The sequence below is a fragment of the Streptomyces erythrochromogenes genome (assembly GCF_040684695.1).
GTDB classification, from domain to species: domain Bacteria; phylum Actinomycetota; class Actinomycetes; order Streptomycetales; family Streptomycetaceae; genus Streptomyces; species Streptomyces erythrochromogenes_C.
Window position 1 is genome coordinate 36,246 of the sequence record NZ_JBFBGM010000007.1, and the last position, 19,253, is coordinate 55,498.

General features: G+C 72.9%; 17 protein-coding genes. 4 read left to right on the forward strand and 13 right to left on the reverse strand.

Annotated elements, in window-relative coordinates; translation table 11 throughout:
* Positions 1-73: 73 nt before the first annotated feature.
* From AB0O53_RS13480 to rimP, 3 genes are all read right to left on the reverse strand, one after another.
* On the reverse strand, positions 74-361 hold the full coding sequence (locus AB0O53_RS13480) for a YlxR family protein (RefSeq protein ID WP_350987664.1): 288 nt from the start codon (positions 359-361) through the stop codon (positions 74-76).
* A 146-nt stretch (positions 362-507) separates the two neighbouring features.
* Complete coding sequence (gene nusA / locus AB0O53_RS13485; protein WP_046776383.1) at positions 508-1,518, reverse strand: transcription termination factor NusA; 1,011 nt, start codon at positions 1,516-1,518, stop codon at positions 508-510.
* 2 nt (positions 1,519-1,520) lie between these two features.
* Positions 1,521-2,033 carry a ribosome maturation factor RimP gene (gene rimP / locus AB0O53_RS13490; RefSeq protein WP_030031619.1) on the reverse strand — a complete coding sequence of 171 codons (513 nt, stop codon included), beginning with the start codon at positions 2,031-2,033 and terminating at the stop codon, positions 1,521-1,523.
* A gap of 156 nt (positions 2,034-2,189) precedes the next feature.
* On the opposite strand from rimP, the gene AB0O53_RS13495 reads away from it, so the two are divergent.
* The 4 genes from AB0O53_RS13495 to AB0O53_RS13510 all read left to right on the forward strand — a co-directional run bounded on the left by AB0O53_RS13495 (position 2,190) and on the right by AB0O53_RS13510 (position 5,149).
* Complete coding sequence (locus tag AB0O53_RS13495) at positions 2,190-2,732, forward strand: hypothetical protein (protein ID WP_350987665.1); 543 nt, start codon at positions 2,190-2,192, stop codon at positions 2,730-2,732.
* Positions 2,729-3,169, forward strand: a complete 441-nt coding sequence (locus tag AB0O53_RS13500; RefSeq protein ID WP_350987666.1) for a ferritin-like domain-containing protein — start codon at positions 2,729-2,731, stop codon at positions 3,167-3,169. The genes AB0O53_RS13495 and AB0O53_RS13500 overlap by 4 nt, the downstream gene beginning before the upstream one ends.
* A 34-nt stretch (positions 3,170-3,203) precedes the next feature.
* Positions 3,204-4,106, forward strand: coding sequence for an aminoglycoside phosphotransferase family protein (locus AB0O53_RS13505; RefSeq protein ID WP_365195266.1), 903 nt, complete (start codon positions 3,204-3,206; stop codon positions 4,104-4,106).
* A gap of 77 nt (positions 4,107-4,183) precedes the next feature.
* Positions 4,184-5,149: a slipin family protein gene (locus AB0O53_RS13510; protein WP_359128276.1), complete on the forward strand. Its 966-nt coding sequence runs from the start codon at positions 4,184-4,186 to the stop codon at positions 5,147-5,149.
* A 66-nt stretch (positions 5,150-5,215) separates the two neighbouring features.
* Here AB0O53_RS13510 and AB0O53_RS13515 read toward each other — a convergent pair whose 3' ends face one another.
* The 10 genes from AB0O53_RS13515 to AB0O53_RS13560 all read right to left on the reverse strand — a co-directional run bounded on the left by AB0O53_RS13515 (position 5,216) and on the right by AB0O53_RS13560 (position 19,246).
* Complete coding sequence (locus tag AB0O53_RS13515) at positions 5,216-6,913, reverse strand: proline--tRNA ligase (RefSeq protein WP_365195269.1); 1,698 nt, start codon at positions 6,911-6,913, stop codon at positions 5,216-5,218.
* A 43-nt stretch (positions 6,914-6,956) separates the two neighbouring features.
* Positions 6,957-7,499, reverse strand: coding sequence for a GNAT family N-acetyltransferase (locus AB0O53_RS13520; RefSeq protein ID WP_350987670.1), 543 nt, complete (start codon positions 7,497-7,499; stop codon positions 6,957-6,959).
* A gap of 62 nt (positions 7,500-7,561) precedes the next feature.
* On the reverse strand, positions 7,562-8,407 hold the full coding sequence (locus AB0O53_RS13525; protein WP_350987671.1) for a GNAT family N-acetyltransferase: 846 nt from the start codon (positions 8,405-8,407) through the stop codon (positions 7,562-7,564).
* A gap of 145 nt (positions 8,408-8,552) precedes the next feature.
* Positions 8,553-9,710: a flavodoxin-dependent (E)-4-hydroxy-3-methylbut-2-enyl-diphosphate synthase gene (gene ispG / locus AB0O53_RS13530; protein WP_350987672.1), complete on the reverse strand. Its 1,158-nt coding sequence runs from the start codon at positions 9,708-9,710 to the stop codon at positions 8,553-8,555.
* Positions 9,711-9,884: 174 nt separating this feature from the next.
* Positions 9,885-11,186: a M50 family metallopeptidase gene (locus AB0O53_RS13535; RefSeq protein WP_350987673.1), complete on the reverse strand. Its 1,302-nt coding sequence runs from the start codon at positions 11,184-11,186 to the stop codon at positions 9,885-9,887.
* The gene (gene dxr, locus AB0O53_RS13540) at positions 11,183-12,436 is read right to left on the reverse strand and encodes a 1-deoxy-D-xylulose-5-phosphate reductoisomerase (protein WP_350987674.1); all 1,254 of its coding nucleotides are present in this window, start codon (positions 12,434-12,436) and stop codon (positions 11,183-11,185) included. Before dxr ends, AB0O53_RS13535 begins: the two co-directional genes overlap by 4 nt.
* 20 nt (positions 12,437-12,456) lie before the next feature.
* Positions 12,457-13,785, reverse strand: coding sequence for a serine/threonine-protein kinase (locus AB0O53_RS13545; protein WP_350987675.1), 1,329 nt, complete (start codon positions 13,783-13,785; stop codon positions 12,457-12,459).
* Between the two features lie 94 nt (positions 13,786-13,879).
* A complete protein-coding gene (locus AB0O53_RS13550) occupies positions 13,880-15,838 on the reverse strand; it encodes an acyl-CoA dehydrogenase family protein (RefSeq protein WP_365195275.1) in 1,959 nt (652 codons plus the stop codon).
* A 225-nt stretch (positions 15,839-16,063) separates the two neighbouring features.
* On the reverse strand, positions 16,064-17,509 hold the full coding sequence (locus AB0O53_RS13555; RefSeq protein ID WP_350987677.1) for an aldehyde dehydrogenase family protein: 1,446 nt from the start codon (positions 17,507-17,509) through the stop codon (positions 16,064-16,066).
* A gap of 156 nt (positions 17,510-17,665) precedes the next feature.
* The gene (locus AB0O53_RS13560) at positions 17,666-19,246 is read right to left on the reverse strand and encodes a PucR family transcriptional regulator (protein WP_350987678.1); all 1,581 of its coding nucleotides are present in this window, start codon (positions 19,244-19,246) and stop codon (positions 17,666-17,668) included.
* Positions 19,247-19,253: the final 7 nt, after the last annotated feature.

The window sequence follows — 19,253 nt, forward strand, 5'->3', positions numbered from 1 at the left end:
TCATCGCAATCTCGACCTACTTCCAACTCGCGAGGTACCTGACCGCACGGGGTATCCGTGCCGTACTACTTCTTTACGCTGTGGTCCCGGCTTTCCCGGCCACGGCATTGCGCAGGTTCGCCGTGTCGAGCGCTCCGGCGGACCGTAGGGCCCGGGGGAACGCGCGGCGGCGAACCGCCTGGTCGAGGCAGACCACGGCAGGGTGCAGGTACGCACCCCGGCCGGGCAGCGTACCGCGAGGATCGGGGACGCATTCGTCCTCGATCGCCACGATCCGCAGCAGATCGCTCTTGGCCGCTCGCTCCCGACACCCCACACAGGTGCGTTCGGGGCATGCGCGGGCTTGCGTCCGGCCAGACACGCCTAAGTCTACCTCCCCGCACCGACCTCTCCCCCGACAAGTGTCGGAGGAAAGATCGAACGGACGTCGTGTTGTCTTGATCCGCTGCCCGGGCAGCGGACGTGTGATCCCTGTCTACCGTCGGGACAGCCCCGGCCGGTACAGGTTTATTCCCCGCCCCGGTCCCGGTCCGCGTCCGGGGACGCCTCGGTGTCGGGACGGATGTCGATGCGCCAGCCGGTGAGCCGCGCGGCGAGGCGGGCGTTCTGGCCCTCCTTGCCGATGGCCAGCGAGAGCTGGTAGTCCGGCACGGTCACGCGGGCGGAGCGGGAGTCCCAGTCGACGACCTCGACCTTGCTCACCCGGGCGGGTGACAGCGCGTTCGCGACCATCTCCGCCGGGTCGTCCGACCAGTCGACGATGTCGATCTTCTCGCCGTGCAGCTCGGCCATCACGTTGCGCACGCGGCTGCCCATCGGGCCGATGCAGGCGCCCTTGGGGTTCAGGCCCGAACGGGTGGACCGGACGGCGATCTTGGTGCGGTGGCCGGCCTCACGGGCGATCGCCGAGATCTCGACGCTGCCGTCGGCGATCTCCGGGACCTCCAGCGAGAACAGCTTCTTCACCAGGTTCGGGTGGGTGCGCGAGAGGGTGACGGACGGGCCGCGGACACCCTTCGCGACGCGCACGACGTACGCCTTCAGGCGCAGACCGTGCGGGTACTCCTCGCCGGGGACCTGCTCCTGCACCGGCAGGATGGCCTCCAGCTTGCCGATGTCGACGAGGACGTTCTTGGGGTCCTTGCCCTGCTGCACGACGCCGGTGATGACGTCGCCCTCACGGCCGGCGAACTCGCCGAAGGTCAGGTCGTCCTCGGCGTCGCGCAGACGCTGGAGGATCACCTGCTTGGCCGTCGTCGCGGCGATCCGGCCGAAGTCCGACGGCGTGTCGTCGAACTCCTTGGGCTCCTGGCCCTCTTCGAGATCCCTCGGGTCTTCCGTCGCCCACACGACCACGTGACCGTTGGTGCGGTCCAGCACGACGCGGGCGCGGCGGAAGCTCCCCTCGGTGCGGTGGTACGCGATGAGGAGGGCCGACTCGATCGCCTCCACGAGCAGGTCGAAGGAGATCTCCTTCTCCCGGACCAGACCCCGCAGGGCACTCATGTCGATGTCCATGGCTACGCCTCCTCTTCCTTCTTGTCCTTGCGGTTGAACTCGATCTCGACACGCGCCTTGGCGATGTCGGTGAACGCGATGCGGCGGGCGGTCGCCTTGCGGCCCTTCACGCCCGGTACTTCGAGGTCCATGCCCTCGTCGTCCACGTCGAGGATGCGGGCGACCAGTTCCCCGGCACCCTTCGCGTCCTCGGCGGACAGCTGGAACTTCACGAGGCGGCCGATGGCCCGGACGTAGTGGCGGTGCTCGGTCAGCGGGCGGTCGGCGCCCGGGGAGCTCACCTCGAGGACGTACTCGTCCTCGCCCATCACGTCGGATTCGTCGAGCTTGTCGGATACCTCACGGCTCAGCTCGGCACACGCGTCCAGCTCCACGCCCTCGTCGGAGTCCACGATGATCCGCAGCATCCGGCGCTTGCCGGCCCGCGACAGCTCGATCTCTTCGAGGTCCAGGCCCTTGGCGGCGACGAGCGGCTCCAGCAGTCCGCGCAGCCTGTCGCTCTGGGTGGTGCTCATCCGGGTGACTCCTCGGCCGCGTGTGCTGTTGTGGTTTCCGTCGTGCGTCAGGTCAAAGGGTATCCGGTGTCGGAGGGTGTTGCCGTCCGCCCTGCGACCAGGGCCCCGGGTACCGTGATCACACCCTGCCCCGCCCCACACCCCGAGGACGCCGCCGTGCCCTGGACTCCGCCTTCCAGACCTTCGCGCAGGAGCCTGCTCGCCGGTGCCGCCGGCGTGGCCGGTGCCGCGCTGCTGACCGGGTGCACCGACGGCCGCTCGGCGGACGCCGACCCGGCGGTTTCACTCGAACGGCGGATGCGGGAAGCGGCCGTCCGTGACAGTGCCCGGCTGCTGGAACGTTACGACGCCACCGCGGCCGCCCATCCGGACCTCGCCGCGCGGCTCGCTCCGCTGCGCGCCGCCGTCGCCGCGCACACGACCGCCCTCTCCCCCGCGGCACCGGGCGGGCCGTCCCCGTCGGCGTCGCCGTCCGGCGGTACGGGGGCCGCCGCGCCCTCCGCGAGCGGTGGGCCGGTCCCCCCGAAGCCCGCCGAGGCCCTGACCGCGCTCGCCGACGCCGAGCGGAGCCTGTCCGAGGCCCGGACGATCGACCTGGCCGGGGCGCCGGGAGAATTCGCCCGGATGCTGGCCTCGGTGGCCGCCTGCGGCGCCGTGCACGTCCACCTGCTGACCTCGACCCCCGGAGCCAAGCCGTGAAGCCCGAACCCTCCCCCGCCGGGCGGGCCCTGGAGGCCGCCCAGGCGGCCCTCGCCGCCGAGCACGCGGCCGCCTACGGATACGGGGTGATCGGGGCGCGGACCACCGGTGCCCGTGCCACGCAGGCCCGGGAGGCGTACGGCGGCCACCTCGCGCGGCGCGACGCGCTGGCCCGGACCGTGCGCGAACTGGGCGGCGCGCCCCGGCCCTCGGAGGCCGCGTACGCCCTGCCGTTCGAGGTGCGCGGCCCCGCCGACGCCGAGCGGCTGGCGGCGGTCATCGAGGACCGGGTGGCCGGGGCGTACTCCGATCTGGTGCGGGCGGCGGAGGGTCCGCTGCGCCGCGAGGCGGCCGACGCGCTGAGCGCCGCAGCGGTGCGCGCGGCACGCTGGCGCGGTGTCGGCGTAGCCTTCCCTGGGCTCACGGAACGCGCATAGCGAGCCCTCACCAGCTGAAAGGGACCACGCACGCATGGCTTTCGAACCGCCGCAGCGGCTTGTACGGGCGCTCGGCGAGCTGCCGGAGACGGCGCGGGAAGCGGACTGGCTGGGGCGGTTGCCCGAGCTCACCGAGGCCGCGCTCTCCCGGCGGGGCGTACGGGCCCAGCGGGTGCAGGCCCCCGGCGGCCGCAGCAGTCTGGTCGTCCTCGTCGCCTACGCGGACGGGACCCCGGCCGCTCTGAAGCTGGCGCCCCCGCACGCCCGGCCCGACCTGGAGCTGGCCGCGCTGGCGCACTGGGGCGGCTTCGGCGCCGTACGGGTCCTCGACACCCGCCACCACGAGGAGGACGGGGCCCTGCTGCTGGAGCGGCTGCACGCGGAGGTGTCGCTGCGGTCCCTGCCGGAGGCGAAGGCACTGCTGGAGGCGAGCGGCACACTGCGCCGGCTGTGGGTGGCGCCGCCGGCCGGACACGGCTGGGAGACGGCGGCCGAGCGCACCGCGCGGCAGGCGCAGGCCCTGCGGGCGGCTCCCGCGGAAGCCCGGGCCCTCGCCGACACCGCTCTGGCGCTGCGGGAGGAGCTGGTGGCGGCCCCTCCGGAGGAACTGCTGCTGCACGGGAACTTCCGGCAGGGCAAGGTCCTGGCGGGCGAGCGGGCGCCGTGGCTGACGGTGGGCCCCGACCCGCTGGTCGGCGAGCGGGCGTACGACCTGGCGCGGCTGGTCCGGGACCGGCTGGAGGACCAGGTGGCCTCCTCGGCGGGAGCGGCGGGCGCCCGGCGCCGGGTGAACAAGCTGGCGGACGCCCTGGACGTGGACCGGGAGCGGCTGCGGGGCTGGACGCTCTTCCGGGCGGTGGAGTCGGGCAACCGCGCCCTGGCCGCGGGGCGGCGCCGGGACGCGGAACTCCTGCTGGAGTTCGCCTCCTGGCTGTAGGAGGGTTCCGGTCTGATCGCCCGGGCACCGCGTGGGGCATACCGTAGGTAGGAAGGTATGTCCGGCAGGGGGCCGTCATGGTCGAGGAACTGCTGACAGCGGTGCTGGCCGCAGGCGTGGGCGCCGCCGTCTACATGGGCGCCGCGGCCCGCGTGGTGAAGCAGTACGAGCGGGGCCTGGTCTTCCGCTTCGGCAGGCTGCGGGAGGAGATACGCCCTCCCGGCTTCACGGTGATCGTTCCGGTGATCGACCGGCTCCGCAAGGTGAACATGCAGATCGTGACGCTGCCGGTGCCCGCGCAGGAGGGCATCACCCGGGACAACGTCACGGTGCGGGTGGACGCGGTGGTGTACTTCAAGGTCGTCGATCCGGCGAACGCCATCGTGGCGGTGGAGGACTACCGCTTCGCCGTCTCCCAGATGGCGCAGACCTCGCTGAGGTCGATCATCGGAAAGTCCGACCTGGACGACCTGCTCTCCAACCGGGAGATGCTCAACCAGGGCCTGGAGCTGATGATCGACAGCCCGGCGGTGGGCTGGGGGGTGCAGATCGACCGGGTCGAGATCAAGGACGTGTCCCTGCCCGAGACGATGAAGCGGTCGATGGCCCGGCAGGCGGAGGCCGACCGCGAGCGGCGGGCCCGTGTGATCAACGCGGACGCCGAGCTGCAGGCCTCGCACAAGCTGGCCGAGGCGGCGGAGGTGATGTCGGAGCAGCCGGCGGCCCTCCAGCTGCGCCTGCTGCACACGATCGTCGCGGTCGCCGCCGAGAAGAACTCCACGCTGGTGCTGCCGTTCCCGGTGGAACTGCTGCGTTTCCTGGAACGCTCGGTCCCGCAGGCCGGGGCCGGAGCGGCGCCGGCGCGGGAGGAACCGGCTCCGGCCGGCCCGGCTTCCGAAGGCCCCGGGCCGGCCGGGGTCGCCGCCGACGACTCCGATGCGCTCGGCGCGGCCCCCGGTACGGACGCCCTCGGCCCGCCGGCGGACGGGCTGATGCTGGACGCGCCCGCGCCGGAGCAGCAGCGCAAGGGGCTGCGGGACTAGCCGCCGGCCGACCCCCGCCCGGGCCGGCGGGTCGGCCCCGGCGCGAGCGGGTCGGCCGGGGCCGGGTTACGGCGTCAGGCGGGCGAGGGCCTCGGTCAGCGGGAGTTCCTCGCGGGTGCCCGTGGCGCGGTTCTGGAGCTCGACCACCGATTCCGCGGAGCGGCGGCCCGCCACGAGGATCCACGGCACGCCGATCAGCTCCGCGTCCGTGAGCTTCACGCCCGGGGAGAGGCCCGGACGGTCGTCCAGCAGCACCCGCAGGCCGGAGCCGGCCAGGGCCGCGGCCGCCTCCTCCGCCAGGGCCAGCGGCACCGCCTTGCCCGCCGCCACGACGTGGACGTCGGCCGGGGCCACCGCCGCCGGCCAGCACAGCCCGCGCTCGTCCGCGGTCTGTTCGGCCAGGGCCGCCACCGCGCGGGAGACGCCGATGCCGTAGGAGCCCATCGTGACCCGGACCGGCTTGCCCTCGCGGCCCAGCACGTCCAGTCCGAAGGCGTCGGCGTACTTGCGGCCGAGCTGGAAGATGTGGCCGATCTCGATGGCGCGGTCGAGGCGGAGCCCGGCCCCGCAGGAGGGGCAGGGGTCGCCCGGCTCCACGACGACCACGTCCAGGTACCGGTCGACCTCGAAGTCACGGCCGCAGACCACGTTGCGGGCGTGCGTGTCGGGCTTGTTGGCGCCCGTCACCCAGGCGGTGCCCGGCGCGACGCGCGGGTCGGCCAGGTAGCGGACCTTCTCCAGGCCCTGCGGGCCCACGTACCCGCGCACGAGGTCGGGGCGGTCCGTGAAGTCCTCGGCCGTGACGAGCTCGACGACCGCCGGGGCCAGGTGCTCGCCCAGCTTGCCGAGGTCCACCTCACGGTCCCCGGGCACGCCCACGGCCACGATCTCGCCGTCGACCTTCACCAGGAGGTTCTTCAGCGTCGCCGAGGCGGGGACCCCCAGGTGCGCGGCGAGGGTCTCGATCGTCGGGGTGTCGGGGGTGTCCACCTCCTCCAGCGGCGGGTGCTCCGCGGACACCGGTGCCAGGGCGAAGGTCACGGCCTCGGTGTTGGCGGCGTAGTCGCAGGAGGGGCAGTCCACGAAGGTGTCCTCGCCCGCTCCGGCCGGGGCCAGGAACTCCTCGGACGCCGATCCGCCCATGGCCCCCGACACGGCGGAGACGATCCGGTGGTCCAGGCCCAGCCGCTCGAAGATCCGGACGTAGGCCTCGCGGTGGAGCCGGTAGGACTCCTCCAGCCCCTCGTCGGACACGTCGAAGGAGTAGGAGTCCTTCATCTGGAACTCGCGGCCGCGCAGCACGCCCGACCGGGGCCGCGCCTCGTCGCGGTACTTGGTCTGGATCTGGTACAGCATGACCGGCAGGTCCTTGTACGAGGTGCACTGGTCCTTCACCACCAGGGTGAAGATCTCCTCGTGGGTGGGGCCGAGCAGGTAGTCCGCGCCCTTGCGGTCCTTGAGCCGGAACAGCAGGTCGCCGTATTCCGACCAGCGTCCGCTGACCTCGTAGGGCTCCTTGGGCAGCAGGGCCGGGAGCAGCACCTCCTGGGCGCCGATGGCGTCCATCTCCTCGCGGACGACGCGGCTGACGTTGTCCAGGACCCGCTTGCCGAGCGGCAGCCACGTCCACACCCCGGCCGAGCTGCGCCGGACGTATCCGGCGCGGACCAGGAGCCGGTGGCTGAGGGTTTCGGCGTCGGCCGGGTCCTCGCGGAGGGTCTTGGCCATGAGGCGGGACATGCGCTGTACGTGATGTGTGGACATGCCGGGAGGTTACCGGGGCACCGCGGGCCCCCGGCAACCCGTTTCAGGGCCTGGTCAGGGGCAGTGCGGCGCCCATGACGGCGTACGGGAGGCTCGCGCTCGGGAAGTGCACCTGGCGGGCGAGGTCGGCGTAGCCGAGGGCCCGGTAGAGGCCGCGGGCGGGGCTCTCGGTGTCGATGGCGGAGAGGATCGAGCGGGGCTCGGCGGCGGCGTCGGTGAGGGTGGTGATCAGGGAGCGGCCGATGCCGTGTCCCTGGAAGCCGGGGTGGACGTGGAGTTCGGTGATGACGAAGGAGCCGTCGAGCCAGTGCTCGTGGCCGTCGGCCCGCAGGTAGGGCTCGACGATGGTGGACCACCAGTGGGTGCGGTCGTTCGGCATTCCGTACACGAACCCGGTGAGCGCGCCGTCCTCGGCGAAGGCCCCCAGGGCGCGGGCGCCCTTGCAGGTCATGTGGCGCTGGACGATGTAGCGCCGGATGCCGACCTCCTCCTCGCTGAGGCCGAAGGCGACGGCCTGCACGCGCAGGGCCTCGTCCACCCGGGCGGCGAGGTCGAGGGGGCCGATACGGACACCGGAAGGCAGCATGCGGTGACCTTACTTCGCGGTAAGGGTGTGCCGGAATGGCGCGGCCCCGGTCTCCTGCCGGTTCAGAACAGCACGCTCATGAACGCGCCGACCTCACGGAAGCCCACCCGGCGGTAGGCGGCCCGCGCGGCGGTGTTGAAGTCGTTCACGTAGAGGCTGACCACGGGCGCCACGTCGCGCAGCGCGTACTCGACGACGGCGGCCATCCCGGTCTCCGAGTGCCCGCGGCCGCGGAACTCGGGGGCCACCCAGACGCCCTGGATCTGGCAGGCGCGGGAGGTAGCGGCGCCGATCTCCGCCTTGAAGACGATCTTGTCGTCCTCGACGCGGGCGAAGGAGCGGCCGCCGGCGACGAGCTCGGCGACACGGGCCTGGTAGAGCAGGCCGCCGTCGCCGGCCATGGGCGAGACGCCGACCTCTTCGGTGAACATGGCCACGCAGGCGGGCATGATCAGGTCCATCTCGTTCTTGCGGATCCGGCGGACCTGCGGGTCCGGCTCGACCGTGGTGGACGGACGCTCGATGACCATGAGGGGCTGGTGGGCGCGGACCTCGCGGGCCGGGCCCCAGCTGGGCTCCAGGAGCTGCCACAGCAGCCGGGTGGGCCCGGCCGGGCCGACGATGGAGGAGCAGCGGCGGCCGGTGCGGCGGGCCCGGTCGGCGAAGGCGCGTACGGCGTCGGGCTCGGCGCAGACGGGGACGAGGTTGGCTCCGGCGTAGCAGAGCGAACGGAGCTCGCCGTCGGCGTACCAGCCCCACATCTCGCCGCCCAGGCGCCAGGGGTCGAGTCCGGCGACCTGGACCCTGGAGGTGACGAAGGCGTTCTCGACCGGCTCGCGTCCGAGGATGTCGAGCGCGGCGTCGAGATCACTGGGCTCAAGGACCCGGGTGGTGGTCTGCGTCAACACGGGGGCCTCACGATGCAAGTCTGCTGATCTCCGCACTGTACCCGCAGGTGCGGGACGATGCCGCGTCCGCAGGTCACGAAAAGGCCCCGGCCCCGCTCCCGAACTGCGGGAACGGGGCCGGGCCGGGTGCCGGTGGCGGGGTGGCTCAGACTCCGATGGCGACCGTCGGCTCGCCGCTGGTGATGCCGTCGGCCTCCATCTGCGCCGCGATCTTCATGGCCTCTTCGATGAGGGTCTCGACGATCTTCGACTCGGGGACGGTCTTGATGACCTCGCCCTTCACGAAGATCTGGCCCTTGCCGTTGCCGGAGGCGACGCCGAGGTCGGCCTCGCGGGCCTCGCCCGGGCCGTTGACGACGCAGCCCATGACCGCGACGCGCAGCGGGACCTCCATGCCGGTCAGGCCCGCCGTGACCTCCTCGGCCAGCTTGTAGACGTCGACCTGGGCGCGGCCGCAGGACGGGCAGGAGACGATCTCCAGGCGGCGCGGCTTGAGGTTCAGCGACTCCAGGATCTGGATGCCGACCTTGACCTCCTCCGCCGGCGGGGCGGAGAGGGAGACGCGGATGGTGTCGCCGATGCCCTCGGAGAGCAGGGCGCCGAAGGCGACGGCGGACTTGATGGTGCCCTGGAAGGCGGGGCCGGCCTCGGTGACGCCCAGGTGCAGCGGGTAGTCGCAGGCGGCGGCGAGCTGGCGGTAGGCGTTGACCATGACGACCGGGTCGTTGTGCTTGACCGAGATCTTGATGTCGCCGAAGCCGTGCTCCTCGAAGAGGGAGGCCTCCCACAGCGCGGACTCGACCAGCGCCTCGGGGGTGGCCTTGCCGTACTTCTTCAGCAGGCGGGCGTCGAGGGAGCCGGCGTTCACGCCGATGCGGATCGGCGTGCGGGTCTCGTTCGCCGCCTTCGCGATCTCCTTGACCTTGTCGTCGAACTGCTTGATGTTGCCCGGGTTCACGCGGACGGCGGCGCAGCCGGCGTCGATCGCGGCGAACACGTACTTCGGCTGGAAGTGGATGTCGGCGATGACCGGGATCTGCGACTTCTTGGCGATCACGGCGAGCGCGTCGGCGTCGTCCTGCGTCGGGCACGCCACGCGGACGATGTCGCAGCCGGAGGCGGTGAGCTCGGCGATCTGCTGGAGCGTCGCCCCGATGTCGGAGGTCCTGGTGGTGGTCATCGACTGGACGGAGATCTGCGAGTCGCCGCCGACGGCCACCTTGCCGACCTGGATCTTGCGGCTGACCCTGCGGTCGGCAAGCTTCGTCGGCACGGCCGGCATTCCGAGAGAGATGGCAGTCATCTGCTGTGCAACCCCAAGGTGTGGATCAAGGTCCCGAGATCGGCGGGCTCCAGGCTTCGAGATTACGCCAACCCAGGGGCGGGCCGTGCATCCGAGGGGGTGCGCCACCCGAACGTAGGGAGCCGGGCACGATCCGTGCCCGGCTCCGGTACGTCTGGGGTACGCCCCCGCAAACTAGGTGATCTTGATCGGGTTGACCACGTCGGCCACCATCACCAGCAGGGTGAAGCAGATGAACAGGCCCGCGACCACGTACGCGACCGGCATCAGCTTGGCCACGTCGAACGGGCCGGGGTCGGGGCGGCGGAAGATCCGTGCCACGCCCCGCCGGAAGGACTCCCACAGGGCGCCGGCGATGTGCCCGCCGTCGAGCGGGAGCAGCGGCAGCATGTTGAAGAGGAACAGCGAGAGGTTGAAGCCGGCCAGCAGGTTCAGGAAGAACACCAGCTGGTGCTGGGCGGGGATGTCGAGGGTGAAGATCTCACCGCTGACGCGGGCGGCGCCGACGACGCCCATCGGGCTGTCCTGCTTGCGCTCGGCCCCGTTGAAGGCCGCGTTCCACAGGTCCGGGACCTTGGACGGCAGGGCGACCAGCGACTGCACGCCGGCCTCCATCATCTCGCCCATGCGCTCGGCGGACTGGCCGAAGGACTGCGGTACGTAGCCGGAGGCGGGGGCGAAGCCGAGGAAGCCCGCGGTGACGTACTCGTCCTTGACGTACTTGCCGCTGCCGTCGGTCTTGGCGACCTTGTTCTCGATCAGGTTCGCCGTGAGGTCGAGGCGCTCGCCCGCGCGGACGACGGTGATCGTGGCGGGTCCGACGGTGGCCCGGATGTCCTTCTGGAGGGCGGACCAGTCGTCGACCTGGCGGCCGTTGAAGGCGACGATCTTGTCGCCCGCCTTGAGGCCGGCGGCCCTGGCGGGTGCGGCCGGGTCGCCCGGCTGGCACTTGTCGCGCTTCTCGCTCTGCTGGATGACGCAGTCGGAGACGGTGGCGACCGAGGTGGTCTGGGTGTTCAGACCGAAGGTCATCAGGGTGGTGAGGAAGATCGCCACGGCCAGGACCAGGTTCATGAACGGCCCGGCGAACATCACGATCACGCGCTTCCACGGCTTGCGCGTGTAGAAGAGCCGGGTCTCGTCGCCGGGCTGGAGCTCCTCGTACGCCGCCGAGCGGGCGTCCTCGATCATCGACCGGAACGGCGAGGTGGACCGGGCGGTGACCTTGCCGTCCTCGCCGGGCGGGAACATCCCGATCATGCGGATGTAGCCGCCCATGGGGATGGCCTTGATCCCGTACTCGGTCTCGCCCTTCCTCCGCGACCAGACGGTCGGGCCGAAGCCCACCATGTACTGCGGCACGCGGATGCCGAACAGCTTGGCCGTGGAGAGGTGCCCCAGCTCGTGCCACGCGATGGAGACCAGCAGGCCGACCGCGAAGATCACGATTCCGAGCACCGTCATCAGAAGTGTCATGCGCGCGCCTCCGCGGCGGCCCGAGCCGCCATCTCCCGCGCCCGGGCCCTGGCCCAGGCCTCTGCTTCAAGGACGTCCTGGACGGTCAGGGAGGTTCCCGACTGCGGTGTCCCGTGCTCATCGACCACGGCAGAGACCGTATCCATGATTGCTGTGAACGGCAGCCGACCGGCCAGGAACGCCTCGACGCACTCCTCGTTCGCCGCGTTGAACACGGCCGGGGCGGTGCCGCCGAGGGCGCCCACGTGCCGGGCGATGCCCACGGCCGGGAAGGCCTCGGTGTCCAGCGGGAAGAACTCCCAGGTGGAGGCCTTGGTCCAGTCGAAGGCGGGGGCCGCGTCCGGGATCCTCTGGGGCCAGCCGAGGCCGATCGCGATGGGGCCGCGCATGTCCGGCGGGGTGGCCTGGGCGAGCGTGGAGCCGTCGGTGAACTCCACCATCGAGTGCACGTACGACTGCGGGTGGACCGCGACCTCGATCTGCTCGAACGGGATGTCGTAGAGCAGGTGCGCCTCGATGACCTCCAGTCCCTTGTTGACCAGGGTCGCCGAGTTGACGGTGATCACCGGGCCCATGGCCCAGGTGGGGTGGGCGAGCGCGTCCTCGACGGTCACCTTCGCCAGCTCGGCGCGGGTCCGGCCGCGGAAGGGGCCGCCGGAGGCGGTCACCACGAGCTTGCGGACGTCGGCGCGGGTGCCGGCGGCGAGCGCCTGGAAGAGCGCCGCGTGCTCGGAGTCCACGGGGATGATCTGGCCGGGCTTCGCGAGGGCCTTGACCAGCGGGCCGCCGACGATCAGCGACTCCTTGTTGGCCAGGGCCAGGGTGCGGCCCGCGCGCAGGGCGGCGAGGGTCGGCGCGAGGCCGATGGAGCCGGTGATGCCGTTGAGGACGGTGTGGCACGCGGAGGCGGCGAGTTCGGTCGCGGCGTCCGGTCCGGCCAGGATCTCGGGCAGCGCCTCGCCCGGGCCGTACTGGGCGCTCAGCGCCTCCTTCAGGGCCGGTACGACGTCTTCGCGGGCGACGGCCACCTTCTCGACCCGCAGCAGCCGGGCCTGCTCGGCCAGCAGCGCCACCCGGCCGCCGGCGGCGGACAGGGCGGTCACCCGGAACCGGTCCGGGTTGCGCAGGGCGAGGTCGATGGCCTGGGTGCCGATGGAGCCGGTGGACCCGAGGATCACGATGTCCCGGCGGCCGGCCGCGGGGTCGAAGAGGAGGTGCGGGTCGGCGAGGGGGGCTGGACGGTCGCTCATGCCCCCATTGTTGCCGCAAGTCAGGGGCGGCCCGACACGGAGCCCCCTTCCGTGACCCGCAGGAGGAGGTGCGGGAGCGTTCCGGCGAAGTCGGGGAGCGTGCGGGCGGTGCGCCACCAGGCCTCCGGGTCCTCCCCGAGGGCCGCGGTGAGCAGCCGGTACGCCTCGGCGTGGGCGGCGAGGACGGCACCGGGACGGTCGTGCCGGTCGGGGTGGTCCACCTCGCCGAGCCAGTGGTCCTCGTCGAGGGCCCAGCAGGCCGGCAGCTTGTGCCGGATCACGTCGATGCCGGTGAGCAGGCCGCGGTCGAGGCAGTCGCGCACCCAGCGGATGTCCTCCTCGACGCGCTCCATGGGCACGGCGAGGCTCGCGAGGGCCAGCTCGCGCTCCACTCCCCCGGAGGGGTCGGCGGCCGTCGGCGCCAGGTGGCGCACGGCCCGGGCGAGCTCGGGGTCGCGCTCCCGTACGCCGTCCGGTGCGGGCAGGGTCCCGTCGACGACGCCCGCCACCAGCGCGGGCAGCGGGCCGGCATGTCCGGGGGCGTGCCGCAGCAGCTCCGCCCAGAGCCTGGGGTCGTCCCCCAGCGGGCGCAGGGCGCGCATCACGGCGGTCTGCATGCCGGCCTGTTCGGGCAGGGTCCAGCGCAGGGAGCGGCGGGCGGGAAGGTGGCCGAGGAGCAGGGTGTGGCGCGCGGGGGCGACGTGGGCGACGAGTTCCTCGTGCGTGAGGCGGCCCATCCGCACGGCGCGGACGGCGGGCCGGTGCCAGGAGGGGCCGTCCACCGGGGCCGCGGCCGTGGCGAGCAGCCCGTGGACGCTCTCCCGGGGCAGGTCGGCGGCGAGCAGCAGGGCTTCGACGGAGCCGGCGGGCAGCGGATCGCGGACGTGCTCGGCGAGCAGCGGTCCGGGATCGGCCTCGTGGGGAAGCGCCAGGACGTCCAGGGGGACCCGCGGTCCGCGACGGCCGTGCCGGCGCAGCAGTCCGGCCAGCTCGGCGGCGGTGAGGGGCCGCTCCTCGGGGTCCCGGCCGAGCTCGGCGCGGAGCACGGGCAGCAGCTCGGGCGGGGTGCGGCGGCGGGCGTAGCGGGCGGGCCCGGGCAGGCCGGGCAGCGGCCGGCCCACGACGCGGGGGTTGCGGGCGATGTAGTCGCGGTCGGCGGCGGCGCCGTGGCGCAGCAGCAGGGTGACGGTGGAGGCCGCCAGCCATTCGTCCCGGCAGAGGTACTTCAGGGCCGGCCGGTCGAGCCGGCGGGCCATGTCGACGACGACGTGGTCCGGTGCGTGGCGCAGGAGGTGCGCCACGCACCAGGCCAGCCGTCGGCTGGTGCGGTCCTGCTCGGCCGTCGACATCGTTCGTCCGCCTCGTGCTGTGCTCGTACGCGTGCCGGGTCCGCACGCGCACTCATCCTCGTACGCCTGTCCGACGTGCGGCGATGATCGCAGGTCAGCGGATGGGACGGTGCACGTTTTTGCGGTTCGACGGGCCGGGGGCGGCGTCCGCGATCCAGGGGCCGTCCCCGGAGGGGTCGAGGACCCCCTCCTCCAGCCAGGCGTAGGTCCCGGACAGGACGCCGGCGACCACCTTGCGGTCGAGGTCGTCGGTGTTGGACCAGAGCCGGCCGAAGAGCTCCTCGACGCGCAGCCGGGACTGCTCGCAGAAGGCGTCGGCGAGCTGGTACGCCTCTCGGCCGTGCTCGCCCGAGGCGCGCAGGTGCTCGGCGCGGACGCAGGCCGCGCTCATCGCGAACAGTTCGGCGCCGATGTCGACGATCCGGCCGAGGAAGCCCTGCTTGGTCTCCATGCGGCCCTGCCAGCGGGACATGGCGTAGAAGGTGGACCGGGCGAGTTTGCGGGCGCTGCGCTCCACGTAGCGCAGGTGGGTGGACAGGTCGGGGTGGCCGCCGGGGTGGAAGGCCCGGTAGGTGCCGGGGACGTGGCCGGGTCCGGTGGCCAGCTTGGGCAGCCAGCGGGCGTAGAACCCGGCGGCGCGGGCGCCGGCCTTCGCCTTGTCCCCGAGGGCCTTGTCGGGGTCGATGAGGTCGCCGGCGACCGAGAGGTGGGCGTCGACAGCCTCGCGGGCGATGAGCAGGTGCATGATCTCCGTCGAGCCCTCGAAGATCCGGTTGATGCGCAGGTCGCGGAGCATCTGCTCGGCGGGGACGGCGCGTTCGCCGCGGGCGGCCAGGGACTCGGCGGTCTCGAATCCGCGCCCGCCGCGGATCTGGACCAGTTCGTCGGCCATCAGACAGGCCATCTCGGAGCCGTAGAGCTTGGCGAGGGCGGCTTCGATGCGGATGTCGTTGCGGTCCTCGTCGGCCATCTGGGAGGCGAGGTCGACGACCGCTTCGAGGGCGAAGGTGGTGGCGGCGATGAAGGAGATCTTGGCGCCGACCGCCTCGTGCTTCGCGACCGGCCGGCCCCACTGCTCGCGCACGCCGGACCACTCGCGGGCGATCTTCAGGCACCACTTGCCGGCGCCGACGCACATGGCGGGCAGGGAGAGCCGGCCGGTGTTGAGCGTGGTGAGGGCGATCTTGAGTCCCGCGCCCTCGGCGCCGATGCGCTGGTCGGCGGGGACCCGCACCTGGTGGAAGCGGGTGACGCCGTTCTCCAGGCCGCGCAGGCCCATGAAGGCGTTGCGGTGCTCGACGGTGATGCCGGGCGAGTCGGCCTCGACGACGAAGGCGGTGATCCCGCCGCGGTGGTTCTCCGACTTCGGCACCCGGGCCATGACCACGAGCAGGTCCGCGACGACCCCGTTGGTGGTCCAGAGCTTCACTCCGTCGAGGACGTAGGCGTCGTCGCCGTCCGGGACCGCGGTGGTGGCCAGGCGCGCCGGGTCGGAGCCCACGTCGGGCTCGGTGAGCAGGAAGGCGCTGATGGCGGTGGTGGCGCAGCGCGGCAGGTAGGCGTCCTTCTGTGCCTGCGTGCCGAACATCTTCAGGGGCTGGGGCACGCCGATCGACTGGTGCGCGGAGAGCAGGGCCCCGATGGCCGGGCTGACGGAGCCGACCAGGGCGAGCGCCTTGTTGTAGTAGACCTGGGTGAGGCCGAGGCCCCCGTACTTGGGGTCGATCTTCATGCCGAGGGCGCCGAGTTCCTTGAGGCCGCGCACGGTCTCGTCGGGGATCTTCGCCTCGCGCTCGATGAGCGCGCCGTCGACACGGGTCTCGCAGAACTCGCGCAGCCGGGCGAGGAAGGCCTCGCCCCGGCGGACGTCCTCGTCGGTGGGGAGCGGGTGGGGATGGATCAGGTCCAGCCGGAACCGCCCGAGGAAGAGTTCCTTGGCGAAGCTGGGTTTGCGCCAGTCCTGTTCCCGGGCCGCTTCCGCGACCTGTCGTGCCTCGCGCTCGGTCACCTTGGGCTGTGTGCCGCTGGGCTGTACGGGCTGTGTTGCGGACATGAGGGGACTCACCTCGCCGCCGGAGTCGGTGGTACCGGCCTACTGGCCGGTGCTACCTGTGAGTCGTACCCCGCCCGGCTCCGCGGGAAAAGCCGGGGCGGACCAGTCGGGGGAATCGCCGGGTCCCGGGGCCGGAACTTCCCGCCCGGACCCGGCCGGGAAAAGGGGGACGGCCGGAGCCCCCGCACAGTAGGCTCCGGCCGTCGGCTTTTCGGCCGTACGAGATCAGATGTCGAGGCCGGTCAGGACCAGGACCCGCTCGTACGTGTAGTCGTCCATCGCGTAGCGGACGCCCTCGCGGCCCACACCGGACTGCTTGACGCCGCCGTAGGGCATCTGGTCGGCGCGGTAGGACGGCGCGTCGCCGATGATCACGCCGCCGACCTCGAGCTCGCGGTGCGCGCGGAACGCGGTCTGGACGTTGCGGGTGAAGACGCCGGTCTGCAGACCGAACTTCGACTCGTTCACCGCGGCGAAGGCCTCGTCGGTGTTCTCGACCCGCAGCAGGGTCAGGACCGGGCCGAAGACCTCCTCGGTGGCGAGCTTGACGCCCTCGGGGACGTTCGCGAGGACGGTGGGCTCGTACGAGGCGCCCTCGCGCTTGCCGCCGGTGAGCAGCTTGGCGCCGGCGCTGACGGCCTCGTCGACCCAGGACTCGACGCGCTGGGCGGCGGCCTCGGAGACGAGCGGGCCGACGTCGGTGGCGTCGTCGTTCGGGTCGCCGGTGACCTGCGCCTGGACCTTCGCGACGACCTTCTCGACGAGGCGGTCGTAGACGGAGGCGTCGGCGATCACGCGCTGCACGGAGATGCAGGACTGGCCGGCCTGGTAGTTCGAGAAGGTCGCGATGCGGGTCGCGGCCCAGTCGAGGTCGGCCTCGGAGGACCAGTCGTCGAGGACCACGGCCGCGGCGTTGCCGCCGAGCTCCAGAGTGCAGTGCTTGTGGGGCACCGACTGCTGGATGGCGTAGCCGACGGTGTCGGAGCCCGTGAAGGAGATGACGGGCAGGCGCTCGTCCTTGACCAGGGCGGGCATCTTGTCGTTCGCGACCGGCAGGACCGACCAGGAGCCGGCCGGGAGGTCGGTCTCGGCGAGCAGCTCACCCAGGATCAGACCCGAGAGCGGCGTGGCCGGGGCCGGCTTGAGGATGATCGGCGCACCGACGGCGATGGCCGGGGCCACCTTGTGGGCGCACAGGTTCAGCGGGAAGTTGAACGGCGCGATGCCGAGGACCGGGCCCTTGACGAAGCGGCGGGTCAGCGCGAGGCGGCCGACGCCGCCGGCGTCGGTGTCGAGGCGCTGGGCCTCGCCGCCGTTGAAGCGACGGGCCTCCTCCGCGGCGAAGCGGAACACGGACACCGCACGGCCGACCTCACCGCGGGCCCACTTGATGGGCTTGCCGTTCTCGGCGGAGATCAGCTGGGCGATCTCCTCGGTGCGCTCGACGAGCCGCTTGGACACGTGGTCCAGGGCGGCGGCCCGTACGTGGGCGGGGGTCGCGGAGAACTCCGCCGTCACGGCGTACGCCGCGGCCACGGCCTCTTCGACCTGCTCGTCGGTGGGCACGCTGACCGTGCCGACCAGTCGGCCGTCCCACGGGGAGTGGACGTCGAAGCTGTCCTCGCCGGTGGCCTGGCGGCCGGCGAGCCAGAAGGCGTGGGTGGAAGTCATGCGAATCCCGGCCCTTCGAGAAGTGTGCGGTGGGTCCTGACCCCTCCACCGTAGGACTCCCCGGGGGATTCGGCGTTTATCCGGGGTGTAGTACCTGCCGTCGGGGTCGCGCCGGTTTGTCACTGTCGCCCGCGGTTGCGGACCCGACGGGGACCCCTAGGCCGGCGTGGAGGTGGCCTTGAGGGCGAGCCAGAGTTCCATGCGGACGTCGGGGTCCTCCAGGGAGCGGCCGAGGATCTCCTCGACCCGTTTCATCCGGTAGCGCAGGGTGTGCCGGTGCACGCCGAGGTCGGCAGCGGCCGCGTCCCACTGGCCGTGGCGGGAGAGCCAGGCCTGGAGCGAGGCCACCAGGTCCCCGCGTCCCGTCGCGTCGTGTTCGCGCAGCGCGCGCAGGGTGCCGTCCGCGAAGGCCCGTACCGCGTCGTCGGCCAGCAGCGGCAGGACCGAGCCGGCCGCCATCTCCTCGTGCTCCACCATCGGCCGCCCGCGGCGGCGGGCGACGGCGAGGGCCTGGTCGGCCTGTTTCAGGGCCGCCGCGACGCCGCCGGGCCCCGCGGGCGCGGACAGGCCGATCACCAGCTCGTCCGGCTCCGGGCCGGCCGCGTCCCGGCCGCGCCGGGCCTCCAGCGCCTCCGCGTGGTCGGTGCAGGCCTGTACGGCCGAGCCGGCGTCGCAGGCGAGGACCACGAGCCGCCCGGCCTCCGGGACCACGAGCAGCGCCTCCCCGGTACGGGCGGCCGCGGACTCCACCGCGTCGGTCAGCAGCGCCAGGCCCTCCGGCTGCGCGGTCCCCGCCAGCGCCGGTTCGGCCACGACCAGCCGGAACGGCGCGTCGAGCAGGGACCCGTACAGGTCGCCGGCCACGGCCCGGGCGTGCTCCGGCTCGTCCGCCAGCAGCATCCGCAGCACGGCCGCCCCCAGCCGGGACTCGGCGTCGTGCAGCGACCGCGACCGCTCGGTGGTCAGCGTCAGCAGCGCGACCGCGGAGTGGACGGCGTACCGCTCGGCCGTGCCCAGCGGGGCCCCGGTGCCGACGGCGAGCGCGCCCCGCGCCCGCCGGCCGGTGCCCAGGGACTGGAGCTCGACGCGGTCCTCGGAGCCTCCGACCACGGCGCTCGCGGGCGCGGGCCGCTCCCGCAGCCGCTCCACGTCGGGCGTCAGCCGGGCGGCGCGGCGCGCGGCCCAGTCGGGGGCGGCGGCCACGACCGCGCCGGAGGTGTCGTAGAGCGCGGCCCAGCCGTGCACGTGCGCCGCGAGCTTCGCGAGCAGCTCGGCGGGGCCGTCGGCGGAGAGCGCGGCGCGGGTCAGTTCGCGCTGCGCCTCGAAGCCCGCGGTCACCGCCCGGTACTGGTCGGCCGCGAGGGCCGCGGAGACGGCCTTGCTGATGGCGAGGAAGGGCGTCCGGCGGGGCACCTCCAGCAGCGGCATGTCCTCGGTGCGCGCCGCTTCGACCAGCGCCTCGGGGACCGCCTCGTAGTTGACGCCGATCGCGAAGCCGATGCCGACCACTCCGGCCGCGGCGAGGCGGCGCACGTAGGCCCGCATCTCCTGCGGGTCGTCGGCGTCCAGCTTCATCGCGGTGATCAGGAGCAGTTCGCCGCCCTCCATATAGGGGACGGGGTCGGCGAGCTCGCTGACGTGGGCCCAGCGCACGGGGGTGTCCAGGCGGTTCTCCCCCGCCCGGACGCTGAGCTTGAGCGCCGAGTGCTGGACGAGTGAGGCGAGGGTCAGCGGCATCGGTTAC

Coding starts and splice junctions, on each gene's coding strand:
- nusA (WP_046776383.1), bottom strand. CDS start 1,518: ATGGACATCGACATGAGTGCCCTGCGGGGTCTGGTCCGGGAGAAGGAG.
- rimP (WP_030031619.1), bottom strand. CDS start 2,033: ATGAGCACCACCCAGAGCGACAGGCTGCGCGGACTGCTGGAGCCGCTC.
- AB0O53_RS13505 (WP_365195266.1), top strand. CDS start 3,204: ATGGCTTTCGAACCGCCGCAGCGGCTTGTACGGGCGCTCGGCGAGCTG.
- AB0O53_RS13510 (WP_359128276.1), top strand. CDS start 4,184: ATGGTCGAGGAACTGCTGACAGCGGTGCTGGCCGCAGGCGTGGGCGCC.
- AB0O53_RS13515 (WP_365195269.1), bottom strand. CDS start 6,913: ATGTCCACACATCACGTACAGCGCATGTCCCGCCTCATGGCCAAGACC.
- AB0O53_RS13520 (WP_350987670.1), bottom strand. CDS start 7,499: ATGCTGCCTTCCGGTGTCCGTATCGGCCCCCTCGACCTCGCCGCCCGG.
- ispG (WP_350987672.1), bottom strand. CDS start 9,710: ATGACTGCCATCTCTCTCGGAATGCCGGCCGTGCCGACGAAGCTTGCC.
- AB0O53_RS13535 (WP_350987673.1), bottom strand. CDS start 11,186: ATGACACTTCTGATGACGGTGCTCGGAATCGTGATCTTCGCGGTCGGC.
- dxr (WP_350987674.1), bottom strand. CDS start 12,436: ATGAGCGACCGTCCAGCCCCCCTCGCCGACCCGCACCTCCTCTTCGAC.
- AB0O53_RS13545 (WP_350987675.1), bottom strand. CDS start 13,785: ATGTCGACGGCCGAGCAGGACCGCACCAGCCGACGGCTGGCCTGGTGC.
- AB0O53_RS13550 (WP_365195275.1), bottom strand. CDS start 15,838: ATGTCCGCAACACAGCCCGTACAGCCCAGCGGCACACAGCCCAAGGTG.
- AB0O53_RS13555 (WP_350987677.1), bottom strand. CDS start 17,509: ATGACTTCCACCCACGCCTTCTGGCTCGCCGGCCGCCAGGCCACCGGC.
- AB0O53_RS13560 (WP_350987678.1), bottom strand. CDS start 19,246: ATGCCGCTGACCCTCGCCTCACTCGTCCAGCACTCGGCGCTCAAGCTC.